The 24,244-nt window shown below is 66.9% G+C and carries 19 protein-coding genes and 2 pseudogenes; 7 read left to right on the plus strand and 14 right to left on the minus strand.

Annotated elements, in window-relative coordinates; all coding sequences use genetic code 11:
* Positions 1-125: 125 nt before the first annotated feature.
* Positions 126-386 (minus strand): hypothetical protein, encoded by a 261-nt coding sequence (locus P0Y59_14015; protein WEJ98070.1) that lies wholly within the window; start codon positions 384-386, stop codon positions 126-128.
* A 13-nt stretch (positions 387-399) separates the two neighbouring features.
* Positions 400-1,413 (minus strand): glycerophosphodiester phosphodiesterase, encoded by a 1,014-nt coding sequence (locus P0Y59_14020; GenBank protein ID WEK02578.1) that lies wholly within the window; start codon positions 1,411-1,413, stop codon positions 400-402.
* A gap of 144 nt (positions 1,414-1,557) precedes the next feature.
* On the opposite strand from P0Y59_14020, the gene P0Y59_14025 reads away from it, so the two are divergent.
* From P0Y59_14025 to P0Y59_14045, 5 genes are all read left to right on the plus strand, one after another.
* On the plus strand, positions 1,558-2,079 hold the full coding sequence (locus P0Y59_14025) for a 2Fe-2S iron-sulfur cluster-binding protein (GenBank protein ID WEJ98071.1): 522 nt from the start codon (positions 1,558-1,560) through the stop codon (positions 2,077-2,079).
* A complete protein-coding gene (locus P0Y59_14030; GenBank protein WEJ98072.1) occupies positions 2,076-3,050 on the plus strand; it encodes a xanthine dehydrogenase family protein subunit M in 975 nt (324 codons plus the stop codon). Before P0Y59_14025 ends, P0Y59_14030 begins: the two co-directional genes overlap by 4 nt.
* Positions 3,047-5,251: a xanthine dehydrogenase family protein molybdopterin-binding subunit gene (locus P0Y59_14035; GenBank protein ID WEJ98073.1), complete on the plus strand. Its 2,205-nt coding sequence runs from the start codon at positions 3,047-3,049 to the stop codon at positions 5,249-5,251. The genes P0Y59_14030 and P0Y59_14035 overlap by 4 nt, the downstream gene beginning before the upstream one ends.
* A 129-nt stretch (positions 5,252-5,380) precedes the next feature.
* Entirely contained in the window at positions 5,381-6,319 is a 939-nt protein-coding gene (locus P0Y59_14040; GenBank protein WEJ98074.1) for an XdhC family protein, read from the plus strand.
* Positions 6,316-6,900: a nucleotidyltransferase family protein gene (locus P0Y59_14045; protein WEJ98075.1), complete on the plus strand. Its 585-nt coding sequence runs from the start codon at positions 6,316-6,318 to the stop codon at positions 6,898-6,900. Before P0Y59_14040 ends, P0Y59_14045 begins: the two co-directional genes overlap by 4 nt.
* Positions 6,901-6,928: 28 nt before the next feature.
* Here P0Y59_14045 and P0Y59_14050 read toward each other — a convergent pair whose 3' ends face one another.
* The 12 genes and pseudogenes from P0Y59_14050 to P0Y59_14105 all read right to left on the minus strand — a co-directional run bounded on the left by P0Y59_14050 (position 6,929) and on the right by P0Y59_14105 (position 21,291).
* Complete coding sequence (locus P0Y59_14050) at positions 6,929-8,137, minus strand: ABC transporter permease (GenBank protein WEJ98076.1); 1,209 nt, start codon at positions 8,135-8,137, stop codon at positions 6,929-6,931.
* A 142-nt stretch (positions 8,138-8,279) separates the two neighbouring features.
* Positions 8,280-9,011, minus strand: a pseudogene (locus P0Y59_14055) (ABC transporter ATP-binding protein).
* Positions 8,977-10,368 (minus strand): efflux RND transporter periplasmic adaptor subunit, encoded by a 1,392-nt coding sequence (locus P0Y59_14060; GenBank protein ID WEJ98077.1) that lies wholly within the window; start codon positions 10,366-10,368, stop codon positions 8,977-8,979. Before P0Y59_14060 ends, P0Y59_14055 begins: the two are co-directional and overlap by 35 nt.
* A gap of 2 nt (positions 10,369-10,370) precedes the next feature.
* A complete protein-coding gene (locus tag P0Y59_14065; GenBank protein WEJ98078.1) occupies positions 10,371-11,789 on the minus strand; it encodes an efflux transporter outer membrane subunit in 1,419 nt (472 codons plus the stop codon).
* 267 nt (positions 11,790-12,056) lie between these two features.
* On the minus strand, positions 12,057-14,078 hold the full coding sequence (locus P0Y59_14070; GenBank protein ID WEK02579.1) for an acetyl/propionyl/methylcrotonyl-CoA carboxylase subunit alpha: 2,022 nt from the start codon (positions 14,076-14,078) through the stop codon (positions 12,057-12,059).
* 150 nt (positions 14,079-14,228) lie between these two features.
* Positions 14,229-14,585 (minus strand): lysozyme inhibitor LprI family protein, encoded by a 357-nt coding sequence (locus tag P0Y59_14075; GenBank protein ID WEJ98079.1) that lies wholly within the window; start codon positions 14,583-14,585, stop codon positions 14,229-14,231.
* Positions 14,576-15,703, minus strand: a complete 1,128-nt coding sequence (bioB, locus tag P0Y59_14080) for a biotin synthase BioB (protein WEJ98080.1) — start codon at positions 15,701-15,703, stop codon at positions 14,576-14,578. Before bioB ends, P0Y59_14075 begins: the two co-directional genes overlap by 10 nt.
* A pseudogene (scpA, locus tag P0Y59_14085) lies at positions 15,700-17,858 on the minus strand (methylmalonyl-CoA mutase). The gene bioB and the pseudogene scpA overlap by 4 nt, the downstream one beginning before the upstream one ends.
* A gap of 88 nt (positions 17,859-17,946) precedes the next feature.
* Positions 17,947-18,729: an enoyl-CoA hydratase-related protein gene (locus P0Y59_14090; GenBank protein ID WEJ98081.1), complete on the minus strand. Its 783-nt coding sequence runs from the start codon at positions 18,727-18,729 to the stop codon at positions 17,947-17,949.
* Positions 18,729-19,154, minus strand: a complete 426-nt coding sequence (gene mce, locus P0Y59_14095; GenBank protein WEJ98082.1) for a methylmalonyl-CoA epimerase — start codon at positions 19,152-19,154, stop codon at positions 18,729-18,731. The genes P0Y59_14090 and mce overlap by 1 nt, the downstream gene beginning before the upstream one ends.
* The gene (locus P0Y59_14100) at positions 19,151-19,684 is read right to left on the minus strand and encodes a hypothetical protein (GenBank protein WEJ98083.1); all 534 of its coding nucleotides are present in this window, start codon (positions 19,682-19,684) and stop codon (positions 19,151-19,153) included. The genes mce and P0Y59_14100 overlap by 4 nt, the downstream gene beginning before the upstream one ends.
* An 80-nt stretch (positions 19,685-19,764) precedes the next feature.
* Positions 19,765-21,291, minus strand: coding sequence for an acyl-CoA carboxylase subunit beta (locus tag P0Y59_14105; protein WEJ98084.1), 1,527 nt, complete (start codon positions 21,289-21,291; stop codon positions 19,765-19,767).
* A 212-nt stretch (positions 21,292-21,503) separates the two neighbouring features.
* Between P0Y59_14105 and P0Y59_14110 the strand changes: the two genes are divergently transcribed.
* Positions 21,504-22,892, plus strand: coding sequence for a short-chain fatty acyl-CoA regulator family protein (locus P0Y59_14110; protein WEJ98085.1), 1,389 nt, complete (start codon positions 21,504-21,506; stop codon positions 22,890-22,892).
* A 219-nt stretch (positions 22,893-23,111) separates the two neighbouring features.
* Positions 23,112-24,038: a DMT family transporter gene (locus tag P0Y59_14115; GenBank protein ID WEJ98086.1), complete on the plus strand. Its 927-nt coding sequence runs from the start codon at positions 23,112-23,114 to the stop codon at positions 24,036-24,038.
* The last annotated feature ends 206 nt before the right edge of the window (positions 24,039-24,244 follow it).

The following is a 24,244-nucleotide window of genomic DNA, read 5'->3' on the forward strand; positions in this document are numbered from 1 at the left end:
CCGACCGCTGCGACCAAGAGGGAAGGTATCTGTCGCTGAGGGCAAGTCAAGCGGATACGCCGCGCACCGGGTGCGCGGCGTCGAGTCTCAGGAATGTCCTTCTCGTGAAAACGCGGGCGCCGGTCTCAGCGCTGGTCCTGCTGCGCCTGCTCCTGCCGCGCCTGTTCGCGTCGCGCCTTGCGCTCTTCCTTCGCGCGCTTCTGGTCTTCCTTGCGCAGCTTGCGGCCGGCGTTGCGGTCCGCCTCGTCCTGGCTGGTCGTCGCCCAGTCGACGGTCTGGCCCGCCGCCTTGACCGGCAGGGTGACGACATTGGCTGCCGTCTTGACCAGGCAGCCGCCGCCGAGAAGCGGCAGCGCCAGGGCGACGGGAATCAGGATCTTGCGCATCGATCGTCTCTTCTCAATTGACTCGGGTGCCCCGTGCTTCGACGCCGATCGCCGTGAAATCGGTGAAGAAACCATCGATGCCAAGCGCCAGATAGCGACGAATATCGTCCGAAAGACGGCCATGCGCGCGCGGATTGATGCCGACGCGCATCGACGGCGGCAGGAAGAAATTCTCCGCGCGGAAGGTCCAGGGGTGGAGGCGCAGGCCCGCCGCATGGGCGTCGGCGACCAGCGTCGACGGCGCGGCATCGCCCTTGATGATCATGTCCTTGTTGGGGCCGATGCCCCAGGCATAGGCGGCGACCGCTTTCAGCCCCTCCGGCGTCGCCATCGCGGCATAGCTTGGCGCGGCATTGTCGGCCGGCGCCCCGTTCCCATCCATCAGCTGGATCAGGCGGATACCGGTCAGCTTGTGCAGCGCCTTCAGGTTGTTCACCTCGAACGACTGGATGAAGACCGGCGCGCTCGCATCGTGCCAGCCCGCCGCCTTGAGTTGCGCAACGAGCCTTTTCTCGAGCGGCAGGCCGATCGAGGCGAAATAGGTCGGGTGCTTGGTCTCGGGATAGATGCCGACGATCCGGCCACCGACCGAATGCTTCTTCGCCAGCGCGATGATCTCGGCCAGGGTCGGCACCTCGAACTGGCCGTCATATTGTGCGTTGTCGGGGCGGAGCATCGGCAGGCGCTCTTTCGCGCGCAGCGTCTTCAGCTCGATCAGCGTGAAATCCTCGGTGAACCAGCCGGTGTGCTTCTCGCCGTCGATCACCTTGGTCGTCTTGCGCGCGGCGAATTCAGGATGCTTCGCGACATCGGTCGTCTCGGTGATGTCATTCTCGTGCCGGGCGACCAGCACGCCGTCTTTGGTCGGCACCAGATCGGGCTCGATGAAGTCGGCGCCCTGCTCGATCGCGAGCTGGTACGAGGCAAGCGTGTGTTCCGGGCGCAGGCCGCTGACACCGCGGTGCGCGATCACGATCACGGGGGACAGCGGAGGCGAAGGCGGTGTCACTGGTGCGGTCTGCCCGATCGCCGCCCCGGGCACCAGTGCCAGCAACGCGCCGAAGAGATTTCGCTTGCGCAACGACAGACGAAAAAGTTTCACTATGCTATCCATTACCGGAAACGATCCTTCCCAAACGCGTTACCCCAGTCAGCCAGGAGGGGCGACCCCATGCACTTCACGATCAACGGCGAGACCCGCAAGGCCGAGCCCGATATCCGCGCATCCCTGCTCGATCTGCTGCGCGAGCATCTCGGCCTGACCGGCACCAAGAAGGGGTGCGACCATGGCCAGTGCGGCGCATGCACCGTCCTGGTGAACGGGCGGCGGATCAATTCGTGCCTCACGCTGGCGGTGATGCATCAGGATGATGACATATTGACGATCGAAGGACTGGGGAGCGCCGACAATCTTCATCCGCTCCAGGCAGCGTTCGTGAAGCATGACGGGTTCCAGTGCGGCTATTGCACGCCGGGCCAGATCTGCTCGGCGGTCGGCATGCTCGACGAAGTGGCGAGGGGCTGGCCGAGCCATGTCAGCGGGTCGCTCAGCGATGTCGAACTGACCGATGCGGAGATATCGGAGCGGATGAGCGGCAATTTGTGTCGCTGCTCGGCCTATCCCAACATCGTTGACGCGATTGCCGAAGTCGCAGCGCTTGCGCCCACCGGTCGTGAAGTGGCCGAGGCATGAAGACGTTCGACTATGTGAAAGCCGCCAGCCCGGAATCAGCCGTCGCCGCCGGCGGGCGCTTCATCGCGGGCGGGACCAATCTGCTCGACCTGATGAAATTGCAGATCGAGGCGCCCGGGAAGCTGGTCGATATCAGCCGGCTCGACCTGGCGCGGATCGAGGAACGCGCCGATGGCGGACTGACGATCGGCGCGCTGGTGCCGAACAGCGATCTCGCCGCCGATGCACGTGTCATCAGCAACTATCCGGTATTAAGTCGCGCCCTGCTGGCGGGGGCGTCCGGGCAGTTGCGCAACAAGGCATCGACCGGGGGCAACCTGCTCCAGCGGACTCGCTGTTATTATTTCTACGACACCGCCATGCCTTGCAACAAGCGCGTGCCGGGTTCGGGCTGCGCGGCGATCGGCGGGTTCAACCGTATCCTCGCCGTGCTCGGCACGAGCGACCAGTGCATCGCGACTCACCCGAGCGACATGGCGGTGGCGATGCGCGCGCTCGACGCAACGATCGTGACGCTCAAACCGGACGGAGACCGGCGGCGAATCGCGCTCGCGGACTTCTATCGCCTGCCCGGCGACACGCCGCATATCGAGACCGTGATCGAGCCGGGCGAGCTGATCACCCATATCGACCTGCCCCCGCCCTCCGCCGGCACGCAGCTCTACCGCAAGGTGCGCGACCGGGCCTCCTATGCCTTTGCGCTTGTCTCGGTCGCCGGGATCGTCGCGGTCGAAAACGGCAGGATCGCCTCAGCGGCCCTCGCCTTTGGCGGGCTCGCGCCGATGCCATGGCGCGACCCGGCGGTCGAGGCGGCACTGGTCGGCAAGGCGCCCTCAACCACCGTGTTCGAGGCGGCGGCGGATGTCCTGCTGGCGGACGCCCGGGGCTTCGGGTCGAACGATTTCAAGATCCCCCTCACCCGCCGCGTGCTGATCGCGTGCCTGCGCGACCTGACGGGAGAGGCGGCATGACCGAATACCGGATGGACGCCGATCATCCCGGCCTCGCGCTCGATCGGGGGGTGCAGGATGTGCTGGGCAGGGGCCTCGACCGGGTCGACGGCGTGTTCAAGGTCACGGGCGCCGCGACCTATGGCTATGAGCACCAGATCGAGAATGTCGCCTATGGGTATCTGATCACCGCGCCCGCGGCCAAGGGCAAGGTGACCGGGTTCGACATCGAGGCAGCCCGCGCGCTGCCCGGCGTGATCGACGTCATCGTCGACGATCAGCGCGTCGCGCGCCAGGCGGCTGGTTTCTCGCCGGCGCATAGCGGCAATGGCGAGATCGATCATTGGGACCAGGTTCTCGGTGCCGCCATCGCGACCAGCTTCGAGGCGGCGCGGGATGCGGCGCGCGCGGTGCGGGTGACGATCGAACCCGAGCCGGGCCGGTTCGACACGATGGCCGATGTCGCCGAAGCGAGCGGACCGCCGAAGGATTCGCGTCTTCAGGACCTGACGATCGGCGACATCGATGCGGCGATGGCCGGGGCCGCCGCCAGCATCGACCAGCTCTATTCTACGCCCAACCAGGTCCATGCCGCGATGGAACCGCACGCCTCGATCGCGGTGTGGGAGGATGAGAAACTTACCCTCTATTCAAGCCTGCAGATTCTGCACGCGGCGAAGCAGATCCTCGCCGCGGCGGTGGGCATCGAGGCCCGGAACGTCCGGATCGTCTCGCCCTATATCGGCGGCGGGTTCGGCGGGAAGCTGCTCGGGCCAGAGGCGGTGATGGCGGCAATCGCGGCGCGGCGGATCGGCCGCCCGGTCAAGATCGCGATGGCGCGGGCGCAGCTCTTCCATAATGTCTATCGCCGCACCGACACGCACCAGCGCATCCGCCTCGCCGCCGACGAGCATGGCAGGCTGATGGCGATCGGGCATGACAGCGTGGTGAGCCAGGGCCCGGACGGCGGCTTCATGGAGCCGGTCGCGCTCGGCACCATCCCGCTCTACGGCGCGCCCGTCAGGCATTTCAGCCACAAGGTGGTGACGCTCGACATGGTCCAGGCGGGCGCGGTACGCGCGCCGGGCGAGGCGGTCGGCATGCTCGCGCTGGAAACGGCGATGGACGAACTGGCCGAACAACTCGGCCGCGATCCGGTCGATTTCCGCAAGCTCAACGAACCCGCGGCCGATCCGACGACAGGCCAACCCTTCTCGACGCGGCGCCTCGTCGAATGCCTCGACCGGGGCGCTGGAATGTTCGGCTGGGCACGCAGGCAGCCGACGCCCGGATCGATGCGAGAGGGCGAATGGCTGATCGGCATGGGCATGGCGGCGGCGGTGCGGATCAACCTGCTGGTCGATTCGCAGGCGCGCGTGACGCTCGGCACCGATGGCCACGCGACGATCGAGACCGACATGACCGATATCGGCACCGGCACTTACACCATCCTCGCGCAGATCGCGGGGGAGTCGCTCGGCCTGCCGATCCGGTGCGTCGACGTGAGACTGGGCGATACCGATCTGCCGCCGGGCGCAGGATCGGGCGGATCGTTCGGCGCGGCCAGCGCCGGATCGTCGGTGGCGCTGGCGTGCGAGGATCTGGTCGCCGAACTGGCCGGGCGCATGGGCACCACGCCGGAGAACATGACGCTGAAGGACGGCCACGCGATCGCGGGCAACCGCCGCGTCGCACTGGGCGAGCTGGTCGGCGCCGCGCCGCTGGTGGCGACGGGCAAGATCAGCCAGGGCAGGAACGCCCGCACCTACAGCCAGGCAGCGCACGGCGCTCAGTTCGCCGAGGTGGCGGTCAATGCCGTCACCGGCGCGGTGCGGGTGCGGCGCATGCTCGGCGTGTTCGAGGCGGGGCGAATCCTCAACGCCAAGACAGCGCGCAGCCAGGCGATCGGCGGGATGATCTGGGGCATCGGCTATGCGCTGATGGAAGGTGCCGAGCTCGACCGGCGCCACGGCCATTTCGTGAACCACGATCTCGGCGAATATCATGTGCCGGTGCATGCCGATGTGCCACATCTCGACGTGCATTTCATCGAGGACCTCGACCATCACGCCAATCCGATCGGGGCGAAAGGTCTCGGCGAGCTGACCATTTCCGGCGCTGGCGCGGCGGTGACCAACGCTATCTACAATGCATGTGGCGTGCGGGTGCGGGATTTTCCGATGACGCTCGACAAGGTGCTGGCGGGGTTGCCACCGGTATGAGGCCATATGCTCGTCACCCTGAACTTGTTTCAGGGTCCATGCGCGGCCATCCCCCCGCAGGCGTCACTCGTGGTGCACCTGTCCGCGCATGGATGCTGAAACGAGTTCAGCATGACGGAGTGTTGTTGAATGGCCGATAACGACACCGTCCTCGCCGCGGCCCAGGCCTGGAAGGGCGCGCCGATGGCGATCGCCACAGTCGTCTCGACCTGGGGATCGGCGCCCCGGCCGCGCGGCAGCCATATGCTGGTGCACGCCGATGGCCGGTTCGAAGGCTCAGTCTCGGGCGGCTGCGTCGAGAGCGACATCCTCGCCACCGCCGCCGAGGTGATCGCGGGCGCGCCGTTCCAGGTGAAGAGTTATGGCGTCGCCGACGCCGCGGCCTGGGAGGTCGGCCTGCCCTGCGGCGGCGAGATCGCGGTGATGGTGCAGCCGGTCTCGGCTGAAGGCTTCGACCCCGAATTGTTCGACCGGATCGCCGAGGCGCGCGACGCAGGCAAGGCGCTTACCGTGTCGACCAGCCTCGACACCGGACACAGCGACGCACGCCCGCTCGAGACCGGGTCGGCCTTCCTCAACCGATACGATCCGCCACGCCGCCTGCTGATCGTCGGCGCGGTGCAGATCGCTCAGGCGCTTGCCGGGCTGGCGCGCGAACTGGGCATCGACACGGTGGTGATCGATCCCCGCGCCCGCTTCCTGACCGGGGAGCGATTCCCCGGCGTGACCCTCGACGATCGCTGGCCCGACGAGGCGGTTGCGGCCTATGCGCCCGGCCCGTCGACGGCGGTGGTGACGCTGAGCCACGACACCAAGATCGACGATCCCGCCCTGATCGCCGCGCTGGCCGCGCCCACCGCCTATGTCGGCGCGCTCGGCTCCCGCCGCAGCCACGCCGCGCGGCGGGAACGGCTCGCCGCGCAAGGGGTTGGAGCAGCGGCGCTCGACCGTATCGATGCGCCGGTCGGCCTCGACATCGGCGCGATCGGGCCTGCCGAAATCGCGCTGTCGATCGCGGCGGCGATGGTGGGCGCCTTCAATTTCCGGGACGACAAGAACGCATCATGATCCATGTCGAGAAGACCGTGCTGATCCTGCTCGCGGCGGGGCGTTCCGAACGCTTCGGCGACATCGACAAGCTGGAGCAGAATTTCCTGGGCCAGCCGCTGGCGATGCATGTGGTGACGGCGTTCGAGGATATCCCCTTCCAGGCGCGCTTCGTGGTGAAGAACGGCACCGATCTCGATTTCGCGAGCCGGGGGTACCGGGTGATCCACAATGACGATCCGGGGATCGGCATGTCGCGTTCAGTAAAGCTCGGCGTGCAGAATGCGCGCGACGACGGTGCGGATGCGGTGGTGATCGCGCTCGCCGACATGCCGCGCGTCACCGCCTCGCACCTCTATCACCTGATCGAGGCAGTGGATTCGCGCCATTCGGTGGTCGCCTCGAGCGACGGGGTGAACCCCTGCCCGCCCGCCGTGTTCGGCGCGGGGCAATTCGATTTCCTGCTGAACCTCGAAGGCGATGCCGGCGCGCGCGACCTGGTGCGCGCGGGCAGGCATGTGGTGACGTCGCCCGCTGAACTGATCGACATCGATACGCCAGCGGATCTCGAAAGGCTGCGGGCACTTGTCCGACCTCTTTGAACCCCTCCGCTGAAGGAGAGGACGAGATTCATTCGTGCCGCAAAGCGTCAATCGGGTTGAGCGACGCAGCCCGCCGCGCCGGAAAATAGCCGAACACGACCCCGATCACCGCCGAGATACCGAAGGCGAGCACGTTGATCTCCGGCACGAAGATCCACGTCACCTGCATCAGCGGCGCGAGCGAGAGGATCGCGATCTGCGCCACGACCAGGCCGATCAGCCCGCCGAGGCAGGATAGCGCCACCGCCTCGACCAGGAACTGGAGCAGCACCTCGCGCGCGACCGCGCCGATGGCGAGACGGATGCCGATCTCGCGCGTCCGCTCGGTCACCGAGACGAGCATGATGTTCATGATCCCGATCCCGCCGACCAGCAGGGAGATCGCCGCCACCGCGGTGACGATGCTGGTCAGCAGGGTGGTCGTGCCAGTCAGCGTGTCGGAAATCTGCTTGGTGTCGAAGATGTTGAAATCGTCGGTCTTGCTGCCGGTGATGTTGCGGCGTTCGCGCAGCAGGTCCTCGATCCCCGACTGCACCGTCGCGGTCGAATAGGCCTCGTCGACGCCGACGAGCATCAGCCGGATATCGGTCGATCCGGTGAAGCGCCGCTGCACCGCCTTGAGCGGCATGATGACGACATCGTCCTGGTCGCCGCCGAAGCCGGCCTGGCCGCGCGTCGAGAGCACACCGATGACGTCGCAGGAAATACCGCCGATGCGCATCCGCGTGCCAACCGCCTCGCCCCCGCGATACAGATTCTGCGCGACGGTGCTGCCGATGATGCACACTGCCTTGCCCGCCTGCTCCTCGGGCTCGGTGAAGCCGCGGCCGGCGGACAGCGGCCAGGGCTGGACCTGGAAATAGGCCGAGGTGGTGCCGTTGATCGTGGTCGACCAGTTGGCGCCTTCATAGATGGCGGTCGCGGTCGACTGGGCCTGGGGCGCGACGGCGGTGACGCCGGCGATCTGGTCGGCGATGGCCTGAACGTCGTCGGGCTTGAAATCGGGCGGACGCGGCCCGCCGCCGCCCCGGCCGAAGCCCTGGCCCGGACGGACCTGGAGCACGTTGGTGCCGAGCGCCGAGATCTGTTTCTGCACGGCCGCCGTGGTCGCCTGGCCGAGCGTGACCATGGTGACGACCGCGCCGACGCCGATGATGATGCCGAGCGTCGTCAGGAACGACCGCAGCTTGTGCCGCAGGATCGACCGGATCGCGAGGAGGAAGGTGGTGGCGAGCATATTACTTGCTCCCCTCCCCTTCAGGGGAGCGGCTGGGGGTGGGGGAGTCACTCGAACGCTGGCCGGAGTTCCCCACCCCAACCCCTCCCCTGAAGGGGAGGGGCTCGTCGAATGACACCCGCTCCCCGCTATGATGTTTAGTATCGATCCGCTCGACCAGCCCATCCTTGAAATGGACGATGGTCCGCGCGAAGGCCGCCATGTCGGGTTCGTGGGTCACCATCAGCACGGTGATCCCGGCATCGCGATTCAGGCCACTGAGCAATTCCATGATCTCGACCGAACGCTCCGAATCCAGATTGCCGGTCGGCTCGTCGGCGAGCAGCACGTCGGGCGAAGTCACGATCGCGCGGGCGATGGCCACACGCTGCTGCTGGCCGCCCGACAGTTCCGCCGGCGTATGATCCCACCATTTGGCCAGCCCGACCTTGTCGAGCGCCGCCATCGCCGCCTCGTAGCGCTGCTTCTTGGGGTCCCCGCGATAGAGCAAAGGCAGTTCGACATTCTCAAGCGCGGTGGTGCGCGCCAGCAGGTTGAAGCCCTGGAAGACGAAGCCGAGATAGCGGCGCCGGAGCAACGCGCGCTGGTCGCGGCCGAGCCGCTCGACATGATGCCCGCGGAACAGGAAAGTGCCCGAGCTCGGCACGTCGAGACAGCCGAGGATGTTCATGGTGGTCGACTTGCCCGATCCCGACGCCCCCATCACCGCGACGAAATCGCCCTGCTGGATGTCGAGATCGACACCCTTCAGCGCCTTGAACGCGGTCGCGCCCTCGCCATAGATCTTGGTCACGTCGCGCAGCCGGATCAGCGGCTGCTGGCTTGCCGCCGGAAGAGGCTTACTGGCCACCACGCTGCCCGCCCCCGGCTCCACCGCCCGCTCCGGAGCGACGCCGCTGGCCGCTGCTCTTCGTGCTGTCGCCGTTGAGCTGGCCGGTGATCACATCGTCACCCTGCTTCAGGTCGCCGCCGACCACTTCGGTCACGGTGCCGTTGGTCACGCCCGTGGTGATCTCGACCGGCTTTGGCTGGCCGTCCTCGCCCTTGATATAGACCGTCTGCTTCGCCCCAGCGCCGAGCGTCGCGGTGCGTGGCGCGCCGCCACCGCCACGGCGAGGCCGCGTCGGCACGAGCGCACCGGTGATCCCGCCGCTGGCCGCCGCATTCGGGCTGGTCGCCGCCGGCTTGAAACGCAGCGCCGCGTTCGGCACGAGCAGCACATTGGCGCGCGCGCTGGTCACGATGTCAGCGGTCGCGGTCATACCGGGGCGGAGCTGCTGGTCGGCATTGGCGACACTCAGCGTCGCGCCATAGGAGACGACCTGCGCCGTCGTCGTGGTGGTGGTCGTTGTCGTCTGCGCGCTGAGGTTCGAGCCGAGATCGACGCGGGTGATCGCGGCAGGGAAGGTCTTGCCGGGGAACGCGTCCACCGTGAAGGTCGCCTGCTGGCCCTGCTTGACCGACCCCACATCCGCCTCGTCGATCGCGACCTCGAGCTTCATCGTCGACAGGTCCTGTGCAATGACGAACAGGGTCGGCGTGTTGAACGAGGCGGCGACGGTCTGGCCCGGCTCGATCTGGCGGGCGAGCACCACGCCATTGACCGGCGATCGGATCACCGCCCTGGTGAGCTGGGTTTCGTTCGAGGACAGCGCCGCACGCGCCGACACCACATTCGCCTGGGCCGCGCGCAGATTGGCGAGCGCGCGGTCGCGATCGGCGATCGCCTGCTCCATCTCCGTCTTGGCAGGAACGCGCCCGCCCGATAGCCGGCTGACCTCCTGCAGGCGCGCAAGCTGCGCGTTCGACTGGGCAAGCGTCGCCTGGTTCTGGCCGACCGTCGCCGCCGCCGCGTCGAGCGCCGCCTTGCTCTGGTTGACGCTGTCCTGGAAGCGCGACGGATCGACCAGAGCGAGCGGCTGGCCCGCGACGACCCGGTCGTTCACATCGGCCACCACCTTGGTGACGAGACCCGAAAGCTCCGAGCCGACCTGGACCTGGTTGGTCGGGGCAAGCTTGCCAGTCGCCGACACAGTGACCGACAGCGCCCCGCGGCGCACCTCGTCAGTGGCATAGGTGCTTTTGGCCGGGCCAGCGAACCAGCTCTTCGCCAGCAGCAGCAGCAGGACCACGCCGAAGCCGACCAGCACCCATTTGACGTAGCGGCGCCATGCCGGGGTTGCCTTCACGCCCAGGAACTCGTCGATATCGTTGCTGTTCGGATCGGCCATGGTCATTCCCGGGGAAGTTGCGCCGCTGGCGCCTGGGGAACAGCATTGCTGTCCCAGCCGCCGCCAAGGGCGAGATAGAGCTGGACGAGCGCCTGGGCCTGATCGGCCCTGGCGTTGGAAAGCCCGTTCTGCGCTGAGAGCAGGGCGCTTTCATTCGTGTTGAGCGTGGTGATGTCGGTCAGCCCGGCACGATATTGGCTGCGCGACAGGATCGCGCTGTTGGCTGCTGCGTCGAGCGCGATGGCGAACTGCGCCTGCCGATCCTTCGCCGACTGGAGCGCGGTCAGCGCATTCTCGACATCCTCGAGCGCGGTGAGCACCGTCTGCTTATAGGCGGCCAGCGCGCCCTCGGCCGCCGCCCGCTGCGCGCGGACCTGCGAGCGAACGCGCCCGCCGTCGAAGATCAGTTGGCTCAGGCTGGCGAACAGGCTGCCGGTGACGATATCGGCGAGGCCGCCGAACGAGGCGGCGGCGGTGCCGATATTCCCGGTGATGCCGAGCGCGGGGTAAAGCTGCGCCTCGGTCACGCCGATCTGCGCGGTGGCGGCGGCGAGGCGGCGCTCCGCCGCCCGCACGTCGGGACGCTGGCGCAGCGTATCGGCCGGGATGCCGACCGCGATCGAGGCCGGACCGGCGGGGATCGGCGCAGTCGCCTCAAGCTCAGCCTTGAGCGCACCCGGCGCCTGGCCGGTCAGCACGCCGAGCCGGTTCACCGCCGACTGGTAATTCTGCTCGAGCGATGGGATGGTCGCCGCCGTCTGCGCGCGCTGCGTGCGCGACTGTTCGGCGTCGAGCGACGAGACCAGTCCCGCCTGCACGCGGAAACCAGCGATCTCGAGATTGTCGTCCTGGATGCCGAGCGAGCCCCGCGCGATGGCAAGGCTCGCCTGGGCTTGCCGGGCAAGGATATAGTTCCGCGCCGCCTCCGCCGCGATCGATGTCTGCACCGTCGCAAGATCGTAGCCGCTGCCCGCATAGCTGGCGCGCGACGCCTCGATCGAGCGGCTGACGCCGCCGAACAGATCGACCTGATAGGAAGCGTCGGCGCCGACCGACAAATTGTCCCGCGCGCCGATCGTGTCGAACCCATTGCGGCGATAGCCAGCCGATCCGGTCACCGTCGGCAACCGCTGGGTGCGCGCCTGAACGAGGGATTCGCGCGCCTGGCGCAGCCGCGACACGGCCTGGGCGATATCCAGGTTGCCGCCGCGCGCGCGGTCGACGATCGAGGTCAGCAGCGGATCATTGAAGCTGGTCCACCAGGCCAAAAGATCCGCCGACTGGCCCTGCGGCGCCGGGGTCGAATAGCCCCCGGGCACCCCCAGCGCGCCGGGCACGGGCGGGGCGTAGTCCGGCCCGACCACGCACGCCTGGAGCGGCAGGGCGACAGTGAGCAGCAGAAGGATGCGCTTGCGAAACATAACGACACAAATGGCTGCGGTCCCGATTTGGGTCCATCGAAATATTGTCGCAATTTGTCGTCCAGATACGATCTCGTGGATCGAAGTACGCGAAACACGGCGCTTTCCGGCAATAGAATCGACATGAATTCACATCATTGCGACCGATGACCGGACTTGTTCCGGGATCGGCCACACCGCGCATCACGAATTCATGACACTATGGAGCCACGGATGCCTGAACAGTCCCGGCGCGGCACCGGGACTTCGACAGGCGATCGCGAATAGCTATTCCATCTCCAGGATCACGGCGTCCACCGCCAGGCTGTCACCCGGCGCCGCGTTGATCGACTTGACCGTGCCGCTCTTCTCGGCGCGCAGGATATTCTCCATCTTCATCGCCTCGACCACGGCGAGCGGCTGGCCCGCCTCGACCTTGTCGCCGGCCGCGACGTCGAGCCGCATCAGCAGCCCCGGCATCGGCGCGAGCAGGAATTTCGACAGGTCGGGCGGGATCTTCTCGATCAGATGCTTCGCGAAGGGCGCGACATGCGCTGGGAGCACGCGGGCACGATGCGAGGCGCCGCGCGTGGTCAGGCGGAAACCGGCGCTGGCACGGACGATCTTCACGATCAGCAGCGCGTCACCGATCTCCGCCTCGATCACGCGGTCGCCCGGCGTATATTCGAGCGCGATGTCAAGCTCCTCGCCATCGACGATGATGCCGTCGGTCGAGATCGCCACCGCATGGTCGGCATCGCCGATCTTCACCACCCAGTCGGACGGCGGCTGAAGGCGCCTGCCGAGTTGTCCGTCGATGCGCCGTGCGCGATCGGCTTCGGCGGTCGCGGCGAAGGCAGCGATCGCGGCAAGGCTGCGGACCAGATCCCGCGATGCCGGCGCCCCGTGGAAGCCGTCGGGATATTCCTCGGCGATGAAGCCGGTGGTCAGCGCGCCTTCGCGGAAACGCGGATGCTGCATCAGCGCAGAGACGAAATCGAGATTGTTGCCCGGCCCCTCGATCTCGAACGCATCGAGCGCGGCGATCTGCGTGTCGATCGCCTCCTCGCGCGTCGGCGCCCAGGTGATCAGCTTGGCGATCATCGGGTCGTAGAACATCGAGACCTCGCCGCCCTCGCGCACGCCGTCATCGACGCGGACATAGGCGTCGCCGTCGGTCGCGACCGGGCCATAGGCAGGCCGCGCATCCTCGGGCGGATCATAGCGCACCAGACGCCCGATCGACGGCAGGAAGCCGCGATAGGGGTCCTCGGCATAGACCCGGTTCTCGATCGCCCAGCCAGTGAGCGTCACATCGTCCTGGGTGAAACCGAGCGGCTCGCCCGCCGCGACTCGGATCATCAGCTCGACCAGGTCGAGGCCGGTGATGCATTCGGTGACGGGGTGCTCGACCTGGAGCCGGGTGTTCATTTCCAGGAAGTAGAAACCCTGGCCGGTCTTGTCGGCGCCGGAGACGATCAGTTCGACCGTGCCGGCGGAATAATAGCCGACCGCGCGGGCCAGCGCGACGGCCTGCTCGCCCATCGCCTTTCGCATCTCGGGCGTGACGAAGGGCGACGGCGCTTCTTCCACGACCTTCTGGTGGCGGCGCTGGATCGAGCATTCGCGCTCGCCGAGATAGACGATGTTCCCGTGCTGGTCGCCCATCACCTGGATTTCGATGTGGCGCGGGCTCTCGATGAACTTCTCGATGAACACGCGGTCGTCCCCGAAGGACGCAAGTCCTTCCCGCTTGGTCGCCTCGAAACCCTCGCGGACATCCTGCTCCGAATAGGCAAGCCGCATACCCTTGCCGCCGCCGCCGGCCGAGGCCTTCATCATCACCGGATAGCCGATCTCCGACGCGATGCGCACCGCATGCTCGGTATCGTCGATCTCGCCGAGGAAGCCGGGCACGACGTTGACGCCCGCGGCCCTGGCCAGCTTCTTGGATTCGATCTTGTCGCCCATCGCGGCGATTGCCTTGGGCGGTGGGCCGACAAAGGCGATACCAGCCTCGGCACAGGCCTTCGCGAAGCTCTCGCGCTCCGACAGGAAACCGTAGCCGGGGTGGATGCAGTCGGCACCGGTCTGCTTCGCGGCGAGCAGGATCAGGTCGGCTAGCAGATAGCTCTCGCCAGCCGGCGGCGGCCCGAGCCGCACCGCCTCGTCCGCCATCAGCACATGCGGGCTGCGGGCATCGGCATCGGAATAGACGGCGACCGTCGCGATCCCCATCTTCTTGGCGGTGCGCATGACGCGGCAGGCGATCTCGCCGCGATTGGCGACCAGGATTTTCTTGAACATCAGCTACCCCAAAAACCTTCGTCACCCCGAACCTGTTTCAGGGTCCATGCGCGGTCAGTTGACCCGGGACCGTCGCTCTTCAGGCGGGTGACCGCGCCTGAATGCCGAAACACGTTCAGCATGACGGTGTGTATCGTGGCGTCTTCCGCAACGTCACCCTCGCCACATCAGCGACTTGAGTTGCGCCGTGCGCTCCGAGGTCAGCCGTGTCCGGCAGCCCGCGACCGTCATCGATTGCATCGATCCGCCGGCGAACTCGCCGCCCTCGATGACGCATTCGGTGTCGCGGAATTTCAGCCAGGCACGCTGGCTTTCGAGAAGCGCCGCGGCATAGCCGAAGCCACCGCCGCGCGAGCCGTTCTGCGCGTCCCGGCCCTTCATATAAGCGAGGGTCGCTCGCCAGACGCGGGTCATCTCGGCATCAGCCCGAGCATAGGCAGTCCCCGCCGACTGAGTCATCTGCGTCTGGGTCTGCGGGGCCGCGACGAGGAGCGCGATGGTCAGCAGCATGTCTTTTCCTTCCGCATCGGCTCCTCGCCCTCCATCGGCACGAGGCCGAGCTTGGCGAACAGTGCAACATCAGCACCGCCGCCGGCATTGCCGGTGGTCAGCAGCTTCTCGCCGGTGAAGATCGAGTTGGCGCCCGCCATGAAACAGAGCGCCTGGGTCGCGTCGCTCATGCTCTCGCGCCCGGCCGAGAGGCGGACCATCGACAACGGCATGGTGATGCGCGCTACCGCGACGGTGCGGACGAACTCGATATCGTCGATCTTCGCCAGCGGCGTGTCGGCAAGCATGTTGCCCAGCACCGTGCCCTTGACCGGGACCAGAGCATTGACCGGCACGCTCTCCGGATGGCGTGGCAGGGTCGCCAGCGCATGCACGAAGCCGACCCGGTCGGCGCGGGTCTCGCCCATGCCGACGATGCCGCCGGAGCAGACATTGATGCCGGCCTGGCGCACGGTCTCCAGCGTATCGAGCCGGTCCTGGAAGGTCCGCGTCGTGATGATGTCGCCATAATGTTCGGGCGAGGTATCGATATTGTGATTGTAGTAATCGAGCCCTGCCCTGGCGAGCTGGTGCGCCTGGTGCGGCTCCAGCATGCCAAGCGTCATGCATGTCTCGAGGCCCATCGCCTTCACGCCCTCGACCATCGCGACGACCGCGCCCATGTCGCGGTCCTTCGGGTTGCGCCACGCCGCACCCATGCAGAAACGCTGCGAGCCCGCTGCCTTGGCCTCGGCGGCGGCGGCGAGGACCGCCTGGACCTCCATCAGCTTTTCGGCCTTGAGCTCGGAATCGGCCGAGGCCGACTGAGAGCAATAGCCGCAATCCTCGGGACAGCCGCCGGTCTTGATCGACAGCAATGTGCAGAGCTGCACCTCGCCCGCCGCATGATGCGCGCGGTGCACCTCCGCCGCGCGAAAGACGAGCTCGGTGAAGGGGAGATCGAACAGCGCCGCGATTTCCTGGCGGGTCCAGTCGGTACGAAGCGGCTCCCCCTCCCGCTTGCGGGAGGGGGCTGGGGGGTGGGCGCCCGGCTTCAACGAATCTTCCGTCTGAGGATCGCGCGAGCCCACCCCCGGCCCCTCCCGCAAGCGGGAGGGGAGTTCAAAAGTGTCACTCATTCAGCAGCTTCCTCGATCGGAGGCAGGTTATGCCCCAGCAGTTTCAATACTTCGCCGGCCGCGTTGACCAGATTGGTCCCGGGGCCGAAAATCCCCTGCACGCCGGCGTCGCGCAGATATTGATAATCCTGCGCCGGGATAACCCCGCCGGCGATCACCTTGATGTCGCTCCGGCCAGCCTCGCGCAGATGGCCGATCAGTTCCGGGATCAATGTCTTGTGCCCGGCCGCCAGCGACGAAGCCCCGACCACGTCGACGTCCGACGCGATGGCCAGATCGGCGGCTTCCTTCGGCGTCTGGAACAACGGCCCCGGCACCACCTCGAAACCGAGATCGCCGAATGCCGACGAGACGAGGTTCGCCCCGCGATCATGCCCGTCCTGCCCCATCTTGGCGACGAGCAGGCGCGGTTTGCGGCCCATGCGATGGGTCAGCGAATTCACCCCGTCGAGCAGGCCCAGCCAGCGCCGGTCGAACTCGTGCGCGCCACCATAGATGCCGGAAACCGGCGTCGGCTTGGTGCCGTAGCGACCGAACACATCCTCCATCGCCTGGCTGATCTCGCCGAGCGTCGCGCGCTGGCGGGCGCATTCGACCGCGAGGCCGAGGACGTTTTCGCTACCCGCTGCGCCCTCGCGCAACGCATCGAGCGCCGCCCGGCATTTCGTCTCGTCACGCCCGGCCTTGGATTTCCTGATCCGCGCGATCTGCGATTCCCGCACCGCGACGTTATCGACGTCGAGGATGTCGATCGAATCCTCTTCGGCGAGCTTGTACTTGTTGACGCCGACGATCACGTCCTCGCCCATGTCGACCCGCGCCGCGCGCCCGGCCGAGGCTTCCTCGATCATCGCCTTGGGCCAGCCGGCGGCGACCGCTTTCGCCATGCCCCCCTCGGCCTCGACCCGCTCGATGATCTCCCAGGCCTTGTCGTACAGTTCCTGGGTCAGGCTCTCGATATAATAGCTGCCGCCGAGAGGATCGACGACGTTGGTCATCCCCGTCTCTTCCTGGATCACGATCTGCGTGTTGCGCGCGATCCGGGCGGAGAAATCGGTTGGAAGCGCGATCGCCTCGTCGAGCGCATTGGTGTGCAGCGCTCTGCGTCCCGCCGTGCATCGCTGCCATCGCCTCGATCGTGGTGCGGATGCACATTGTTGTACGCGTCCTGCGCCGTCAGCGACCAGCCCGAGGTCTGGCAATGCGTGCGCAGGGCAGCGGACGTTCGTTCTTCGCGCCGAAATCCGTCATGACCAGCTTCGCCCAGATCAGCGCGCGCCGCCCGCAGCTTCGCGACCTCCATGAAGAAGTTCATGCCGATCGCCCAGAAGAAGGACAGCCGCGCGGCGAACGCATCGACGATCGAGCCCGGAGGCCCTCGCGCGCCGGCGCGGATTATTCGACGCCGTCGGCCAGCGTGATAGCCGAGCTCGAGATCCTGCGTCGCTCCGGCCTCCTGCATGTGATAGCCGGAGATCGAGATCGAGTTGAACTTCGGCATGTTCGCGCGAGGTGATAGGCGAAGATGTCGCCGATGATCCGCATGGAGGGCGCGGGCGGGTAGATATAGGTGTTGCGGACCATGAACTCCTTGAGGATGTCGTTCTGGATGGTCCCCGAGAGCTTGGCCTGCGGCACGCCCTGTTCTTCGCGCCGCGACGATGATAGAGCGCCAGGACCGGCAGCACCGCGCCGTTCATCGTCATCGAGACGCTCATCTGGTCGAGCGGGATGCCGGAGAACAGCGTGCGCATGTCGTAGATCGAGTCGATCGCGACGCCGGCCATGCCGACATCGCCCGCGACGCGCGGATGATCGCTGTCATAGCCGCGATGGGTCGCCAGATCGAAGGCGACCGACAGCCCCTTCTGCCCGGCGGCGAGGTTGCGCCGGTAGAAGGCGTTCGAATCCTCGGCCGTGGAGAAGCCGGCATATTGCCGGATCGTCCAGGGCTGGTTGACGTACATGGTCGGGTAGGGCCCGCGCAGATAGGGCGCGAGCCCGGGCAGGCGTCGTCGACGAACGGCAAGGTCCGTCGGCAGGTGTAGAGCGGCTTGACCGCGATCCCCTCGGGCGTGTGCCAGGTCAGGTCCTTGCCCTTCACCTCCTTCGCGGCGGCGGCGCTCCAGGCGTCCAGGGTGGGCTTGTCGGTCATAGCTGTTGCCCGGCGAAGGCCGGGGCCCAGTATCGGGCCGCTCGTGCCTGGACCCCGACCTTCGCCGGGGAACAAGAATAGCTTGTCATCACGCGCCCCGGAACTCGGGCTTGCGCTTCTGCAGGAAGGCGATGCCGCCCTCCATCGAATCCGCCGATCCGCGCGCCGCGCGCTGGTTCTCCGCCTCGCGCAGCATTGCAGTGGCGTAATCGACCTCGAGCGCATGGGCGAGGCCGCGCCGCATCAGGCCGAGCGCGACCGTCGGCCCCGCCGCAAGCCGCTCCGCCAGCGCGAACACCTCGGCATCGAGTGCGTCATCAGCCGTAACCTTGTGGATCATGCCCCAGTCGAGCGCCTTTGCCGCGGGAACCCGCTCGCCGAGCATCATCATCTCGGTCGCGCGGGCCTTGCCGATCAGCCGGGGCAGCATCCAGCTTGCGCCGCCATCGGGCACGAGCCCGATATTGACGAAGGCCTGGAGGAAATAGGCGGTCTCGCTCGCCACGCAGAAATCGGCGGCGAGCGCCAGGCTGCACCCGATCCCCGCCGCCGGCCCGCGCACCGCGCTGACCACCGGCACGCCGAGATCGGCGACCGCCTCGATCGTCCGGTTATAATGGTTGGTCAGCGCCTGATAGGTCGCCTCGCCCGGATTGTCGGACCCCAGCGCGCCACCCGCGACGTCGGCGCCCGAGCAGAAGGCCCGGCCCGCCCCCGCGAACAGCACCGCCCGCGCCCCGTCGAGCGCGCCAAGCGCATCGCGCAGTTCGTCGAACATCGCCGGGGGTGCCGCGTTGAGACGTTCCGGCCGGTTGAGCGTCAGGACAAGAACGTCGCCGCGCCGCTCGCTCAGGATATGCTCATAGGCCATTAGTGGCTCCCCTCGCCCCTGGGCGTTTCCATGATCTCGGTCAGCACCCCGCCCATATCCTTCGGGTGGACGAAGAAAATCGGCGTGCCGTGCGCGCCAATGCGCGGCTCGCCCAGCACGCGCGCGCCTTTGGCCTCGAACCAGGCCTTTGCCTCGTGGATGTCGGGCACTTCGTAGCAGAGATGGTGCTGCCCGCCGGCCGGATTCTTGGCGAGGAAGCCGTTGATCGGCGACGTCGCGTCATATGGCTCGATCAGTTCGATCTGCGTGTTAGGCGTGTCGACGAAACACACCTTCACACCCTGCGCAGGCAGATCGAACGGCTCGTGGATCCTGGTCGCCCCCATCACGTCGCGATAAAAGGGGATCGCGTCGGCGATCGACGGCGTCGCCACGCCGACATGGTTGAGGCGACCGATGATCATTTCGACGCAGCCGGGGCGGCAGCAGGCGTTCGCGTCGGGACCTGGCCGAGCACATAGCCGCAGGTCTCGAGCACCTGCTTGATCGGCGTGTCGCTAGGCGGACCGGCGAAGGTCGCGTCGACCGCATTGTTCATCGGATCGATCACGCGCAGCTTGATCTCCTTGGCATGCGCGATCGCCGAGGCAAGCGTGGTGACCACCTGATCGTCGGCGACATAGGTGCCCTTGCCCGGAAATTCCCAGTTGGTGCCGAGCGGCGATCCGCCATCGACCTGGATCGACACCGGTCGCGGCGTCGCGGCGGCGAACGGTAGGCTGGGGATGAACTGGATCGAGACGATATTCTCCGTGCGCCGGTCGCAGCGAACGACAAGCTGGCCATTGCCCTCCCGCGAGGCAGCCCAGACCTTGCCCGATTTCGCGCCGGTCGCTGGGTCGGACTGCAGGCGCGGCGTCCAGGGAGCGGCGGGCGCTGGTGCAGCGGCAGCCGGCGCGGCTGCCTGAAGGGCCATGGTCAGGAAAAGGATCATGCATCACCTGTCATCTGTTGAGGACCTTTACCTGCGCCCAAGCCGGCATTGAGCGCAACAGCCTCGCGCAACGACACGCCTCAAAGCGGTATGTTGTCGTGCTTCTTCCACGGATTCTCGATGCTCTTGCCACGCAGCTTGCGCAGGCCGAGCGCGATCCGGCGGCGGGTCGAATGCGGCTGGATCACCTCGTCGATGAACCCCTTCGACGCCGCCACGAACGGGTTGGCGAACCGTGCCTCATATTCGGCGGTGCGCGCGGCGATCTCTTCCGGGCTCTTCCCGCGGAAGATGATCTCGACCGCGCCCTTCGCGCCCATCACCGCGATCTCGGCGGTCGGCCAGGCATAGTTGAGGTCGCCGCGCAGATGCTTCGACGCCATGACGTCATAGGCGCCGCCATAGGCCTTGCGCGTGATAACGGTGATCTTGGGCACGGTCGCCTCGGCATAGGCGAAGAGCAGCTTCGCGCCGTGCTTGATGATGCCGTTCAGTTCCTGCGCCGTCCCCGGCAGGAAGCCCGGCACATCGACGAAAGTGACGATCGGGATCTCGAACGCGTCGCAGAAGCGCACGAAGCGCGCAGCCTTCTTGGATGAATTGATATCGAGGCAGCCGGCCAGCACCATCGGCTGGTTGGCGACCACGCCGACGGTGCGGCCCTCGATCCGGCCGAAACCGATGATGATGTTTCCGGCATGAGTCGGCTGGACTTCGAAGAAATCGCCCTCGTCGACCGTCTTCCGGATCAGCTCGTGCATGTCATAGGGCTGGTTGGCCGAGGCGGGCACCAGCGTGTCGAGGCTGTTCTCGATCCGGTCCCACGGATCGGAGCAAGGCCGTTCAGGCACCGCCTCGCGATTGGAGGCTGGCAGGAAATCGACGAAGTCGCGGGCCGCGCGCAACGCCTCGATATCGTCATCAAAGGCGATGTCGGCGACGCCCGACCTGGTGGTATGAGTCACCGCGCCACCCAGTTCCTCCTGCGTGACGATCTCGTTGGTCACTGTCTTCACGACATCCGGCCCAGTGACGAACATGTAGGAACTGTCCTTCACCATGAAGATGAAGTCGGTCATGGCCGGACTGTACACCGCGCCGCCGGCGCAAGGCCCCATGATCAGCGAGATCTGCGGCACGACGCCACTGGCCAGCACGTTGCGCTGGAACACCTCGGCATAGCCGCCGAGCGAGGCGACGCCTTCCTGGATTCGCGCGCCGCCCGAATCGTTCAGGCCGATCACCGGCGCGCCGACCTTCATCGCCATGTCCATGATCTTGCAGATCTTCTGCGCATGCCGCTCGCTGAGCGACCCGCCGAACACGGTGAAATCCTGGCTGTAGACGAAGACCAGCCGGCCATTGATCGTGCCCGAGCCGGTCACCACACCGTCGCCGGGAATGACCTGGTCGGGCATGCCGAAATCGACGCAATTATGCTCGACATACATGTCGAGCTCCTCGAACGACCCCTCGTCGAGCAGAACCTGCAGCCGCTCGCGCGCGGTGAGTTTGCCCCGTGCATGCTGCGCCGCGATCCGCTTCTCGCCGCCGCCCATGCGGGCGGCCTCGCGACGGCGCTCAAGCTCCTCGATCGTCGACGACATGGGGTACTCCGGTACTGGGGAGCGTTTCTCTTTCAAGCTGCGGGGCGTTTTGCAAATGTGAATTTGCAAAGTTGCGAATAGATGATTTGCGAAGTAGTTCCCGACAAAGGTCGGAGTTCGGTCGGGAGCCGTTGCCTCGGTAGCCGCGCATATCACCACTTCGACCGTCCCAACTGGATCCCGGCCTTTGCCGGGGAAGCAGGATAAGCAGCATGCCCCGCACCCCGCGCCTCTATGCCGGAGAACAGCTCCGCGCCCTTCGGCGGAGCGCCGGGCTCAACCAGGCGGCGATGGCGGCGCGGCTCGGCATTTCGGTCAGCTATCTTTCACAGCTCGAAAGCGGCGATCGCCCCCTCACCCCCTCGGTGACCGCCGCCCTGCGCCGCCGCCACCCCGGCGCGCTGATCGAAAGCGAGGCGCCGGCCATGCGCCTGAGCGGCCTGGCCGCGGCACTGGCCGACCCGCTCCTTCCCCCGGCACCACCGCCCGAGGCGATCGAGCGGCTCGCCGAGGAACGGCCCGAGATCGCCGACCGGATCATCACGCTGCACGCCGCCGTCCGCGCCGCCGAGGAGCGGCTTCAGATGGTCGAGGAGAGCATGACCTCGGGCATCTCCGGCGCGGGGGCCCGCATGCCGTGGGAGGCGGTGCGCGACTGGTTCCATTTCGCCGGCAACTATGTCGATCCGCTCGACCGCGCGGCCGAATCGCTGGCGGAGGAACTGGGGCCCGACGAGACGGCGTTCATCGCACGGCTCGCCACCCACGGCATCGCCATCGTCGCGGCGCCCGACGAGGCGGCGCCGCTCCGCGCGCTCGACCGGCAGCGCGGCACGTTGTCGCTCAACGGCGCGATGCCGCCCGAGAGCCGCCGCTTCCTGATCGCGCACCAGCTCGTCGCGATCGAGTTCGCCGGCACGATCCAGGAGATCGTCGACGGCGCGTCGGTATCAAGTTCGGAGGCGCGCAACCTGCTGCGCATCGGCCTTGCCAATTATGCCGCCGGCGCGCTCACCATGCCCTATGGCCGCTTTCGCTCCACCGCGCGCCAGATGCGCCACGATATCGACCGCCTGTGCCGCCGCTTCGGCGTCAGTTTCGAACAGGCCTGCCACCGCCTCTCCACGTTGCAGCGCTCGGGGGCCGAGGGGATCCCCTTCTATTTCTGCCGGGTCGACATGGCCGGCAACATCACCAAGCGGCATTCGGCGACACGACTGCAATTCGCCCGCTTCGGCGGCGCCTGCCCGTTGTGGATCGTGCACGAAGCAGTCGCCATCCCCGACCGGATCGTGGTGCAGCATGCCGAGACGCCCGACGGCGTGCGCTATGTCTCGATGGCGAAGGGCCTGGTGAAGCCATCGGGCAGCTTCACCCGCAGCCCGCGCCGCTACGCAGTAACGCTCGGCTGCGAAGCGGAGCATGCCGCCGACTTCGTCTATGCCGATGCGCTCGACCGGACGGCGCCACCGATCCCGATCGGCATTTCCTGCCGGCTCTGCCCGCGCGACGATTGCGACCAGCGCGCCTTCCCGCCAGCCGACCGCGACATCGCGGTCGACCCCGATCTCCGCGGGACGGTGCCATACCGGGTGGTCTAGCGCTTCGAAATCCGTTCCCCTGTTTCCGTTCGTGTCGAGCGAAGTCGAGACATTTTGACTGGCCGCAGCGCAGGTTTCTCGACTTCGCTCGAAACGAACGGCGTTGGATGGATGTCGTCCAGGCAAAGCACGAAAAAGCGACTCCGGCCGCCATGGCTGGCCGAACCGCCCAGCGTGCGGTAACCCGCTCACCCTTCACGACCGGGCGGAAAAGACAGCATGCAAGACAACCCCGCCCCGACCTCGCGCGCCACTCTCAACGCCTATTTCTTCCTCGCCATCGTCATGTTGTTCTGGGCCGGGAACGCGATCGTCGGGCGCGCCGTGCGCGATGATATCCCGCCTTTCACCCTCGCGCTGGTGCGCTGGGCCGGGGCTACCGCGATCCTGATGCCGTTCGCCTGGCAACGGCTGCGCGCCGATGCGCCCGTGCTGCGCGCGAACTGGCGGATCGTGCTGGTCCTCGGGCTGCTCGGCGTCGCCGCGTTCAACGCCTTCCTCTATTCCGGCCTGCGCCACACCACCGCGACCAATTCGATGCTGATCCAGGCAGGTATCCCGGCAATGGTCGTGCTGTTCGCACGCCTGATCTTTCGTGAACGGGCGGCGTTGCTTCAGGTTCTCGGCGTCATCGCCTCGACGATCGGCGTAGGCTGGGTCGTCTCGCGGGGCGACCTCGCGACCCTGCTCCATCTCCAGCTCGGCACGGGGGACTTGCTGATCCTCTGCGCGATCGTGGCGTGGTCGCTTTATACCGTATTGCTGCGGCTCAGGCCCGATGTCGATCCGCTGAGCTTCCTCGCGGCCACCTTCGTCATCGCCACGCTCACCATGCTGCCGCTGGCGGCGCAGGAATGGTTGAACGGCGCCTCGGTCACCTGGCGTCCCTCGACGATCGGCGCCTTCGCCTATGTCGCGGTGCTGCCGTCGCTGATCGCTTATTCGCTCTACAATCGAGCGGTCGGCACGCTCGGCGCTGGCCGGGCCGGACAGATGATCGCGCTGATGCCACTGTTCGGCGCCCTGCTCGCCGCCCTTCTGCTCGGCGAGGCACTCCACGCCTTCCACTTCTGGGGCATGGCGTTCATCGTCGCCGGCATCCTGCTCTCGGCGATCGCCGGACGAGGCGGCCCGGTCAAGGACTGACGATCCCACAGTCTATCGAACCGCGTACATGATTAAAACCACTATGGTGCAAATTGTCAGCCCGTACAGGCACCTACGAGTGTCCTGACAGTCTGGACTCCAGTCATCCGCCTGTGGCATTGGGCGCGCAACAGATCACCCGCTTGTAGATCTGACGATTCGGGCCGCGCCAAACAATCGCCTCTGCACGCAGAGGCAGCGGAGGC

The sequence above is a fragment of the Candidatus Sphingomonas phytovorans genome (genome assembly GCA_029202385.1).
GTDB classification, from domain to species: Bacteria; Pseudomonadota; Alphaproteobacteria; order Sphingomonadales; family Sphingomonadaceae; genus Sphingomonas; species Sphingomonas phytovorans.

Bases quoted from the DNA above. Each gene is read 5' to 3' on its own strand.
- bioB (WEJ98080.1), bottom strand. From the start codon at position 15,703: ATGAGTGACACTTTTGAACTCCCCTCCCGCTTGCGGGAGGGGCCGGGG.
- P0Y59_14060 (WEJ98077.1), bottom strand. From the start codon at position 10,368: ATGGCCGATCCGAACAGCAACGATATCGACGAGTTCCTGGGCGTGAAG.
- mce (WEJ98082.1), bottom strand. From the start codon at position 19,154: ATGATCATCGGTCGCCTCAACCATGTCGGCGTGGCGACGCCGTCGATC.
- P0Y59_14015 (WEJ98070.1), bottom strand. From the start codon at position 386: ATGCGCAAGATCCTGATTCCCGTCGCCCTGGCGCTGCCGCTTCTCGGC.
- P0Y59_14030 (WEJ98072.1), top strand. From the start codon at position 2,076: ATGAAGACGTTCGACTATGTGAAAGCCGCCAGCCCGGAATCAGCCGTC.
- P0Y59_14040 (WEJ98074.1), top strand. From the start codon at position 5,381: ATGGCCGATAACGACACCGTCCTCGCCGCGGCCCAGGCCTGGAAGGGC.
- P0Y59_14045 (WEJ98075.1), top strand. From the start codon at position 6,316: ATGATCCATGTCGAGAAGACCGTGCTGATCCTGCTCGCGGCGGGGCGT.
- P0Y59_14110 (WEJ98085.1), top strand. From the start codon at position 21,504: ATGCCCCGCACCCCGCGCCTCTATGCCGGAGAACAGCTCCGCGCCCTT.
- P0Y59_14115 (WEJ98086.1), top strand. From the start codon at position 23,112: ATGCAAGACAACCCCGCCCCGACCTCGCGCGCCACTCTCAACGCCTAT.
- P0Y59_14090 (WEJ98081.1), bottom strand. From the start codon at position 18,729: ATGGCCTATGAGCATATCCTGAGCGAGCGGCGCGGCGACGTTCTTGTC.
- P0Y59_14100 (WEJ98083.1), bottom strand. From the start codon at position 19,684: ATGATCCTTTTCCTGACCATGGCCCTTCAGGCAGCCGCGCCGGCTGCC.
- P0Y59_14025 (WEJ98071.1), top strand. From the start codon at position 1,558: ATGCACTTCACGATCAACGGCGAGACCCGCAAGGCCGAGCCCGATATC.
- P0Y59_14075 (WEJ98079.1), bottom strand. From the start codon at position 14,585: ATGCTGCTGACCATCGCGCTCCTCGTCGCGGCCCCGCAGACCCAGACG.
- P0Y59_14105 (WEJ98084.1), bottom strand. From the start codon at position 21,291: ATGTCGTCGACGATCGAGGAGCTTGAGCGCCGTCGCGAGGCCGCCCGC.
- P0Y59_14035 (WEJ98073.1), top strand. From the start codon at position 3,047: ATGACCGAATACCGGATGGACGCCGATCATCCCGGCCTCGCGCTCGAT.
- P0Y59_14050 (WEJ98076.1), bottom strand. From the start codon at position 8,137: ATGCTCGCCACCACCTTCCTCCTCGCGATCCGGTCGATCCTGCGGCAC.
- P0Y59_14065 (WEJ98078.1), bottom strand. From the start codon at position 11,789: ATGTTTCGCAAGCGCATCCTTCTGCTGCTCACTGTCGCCCTGCCGCTC.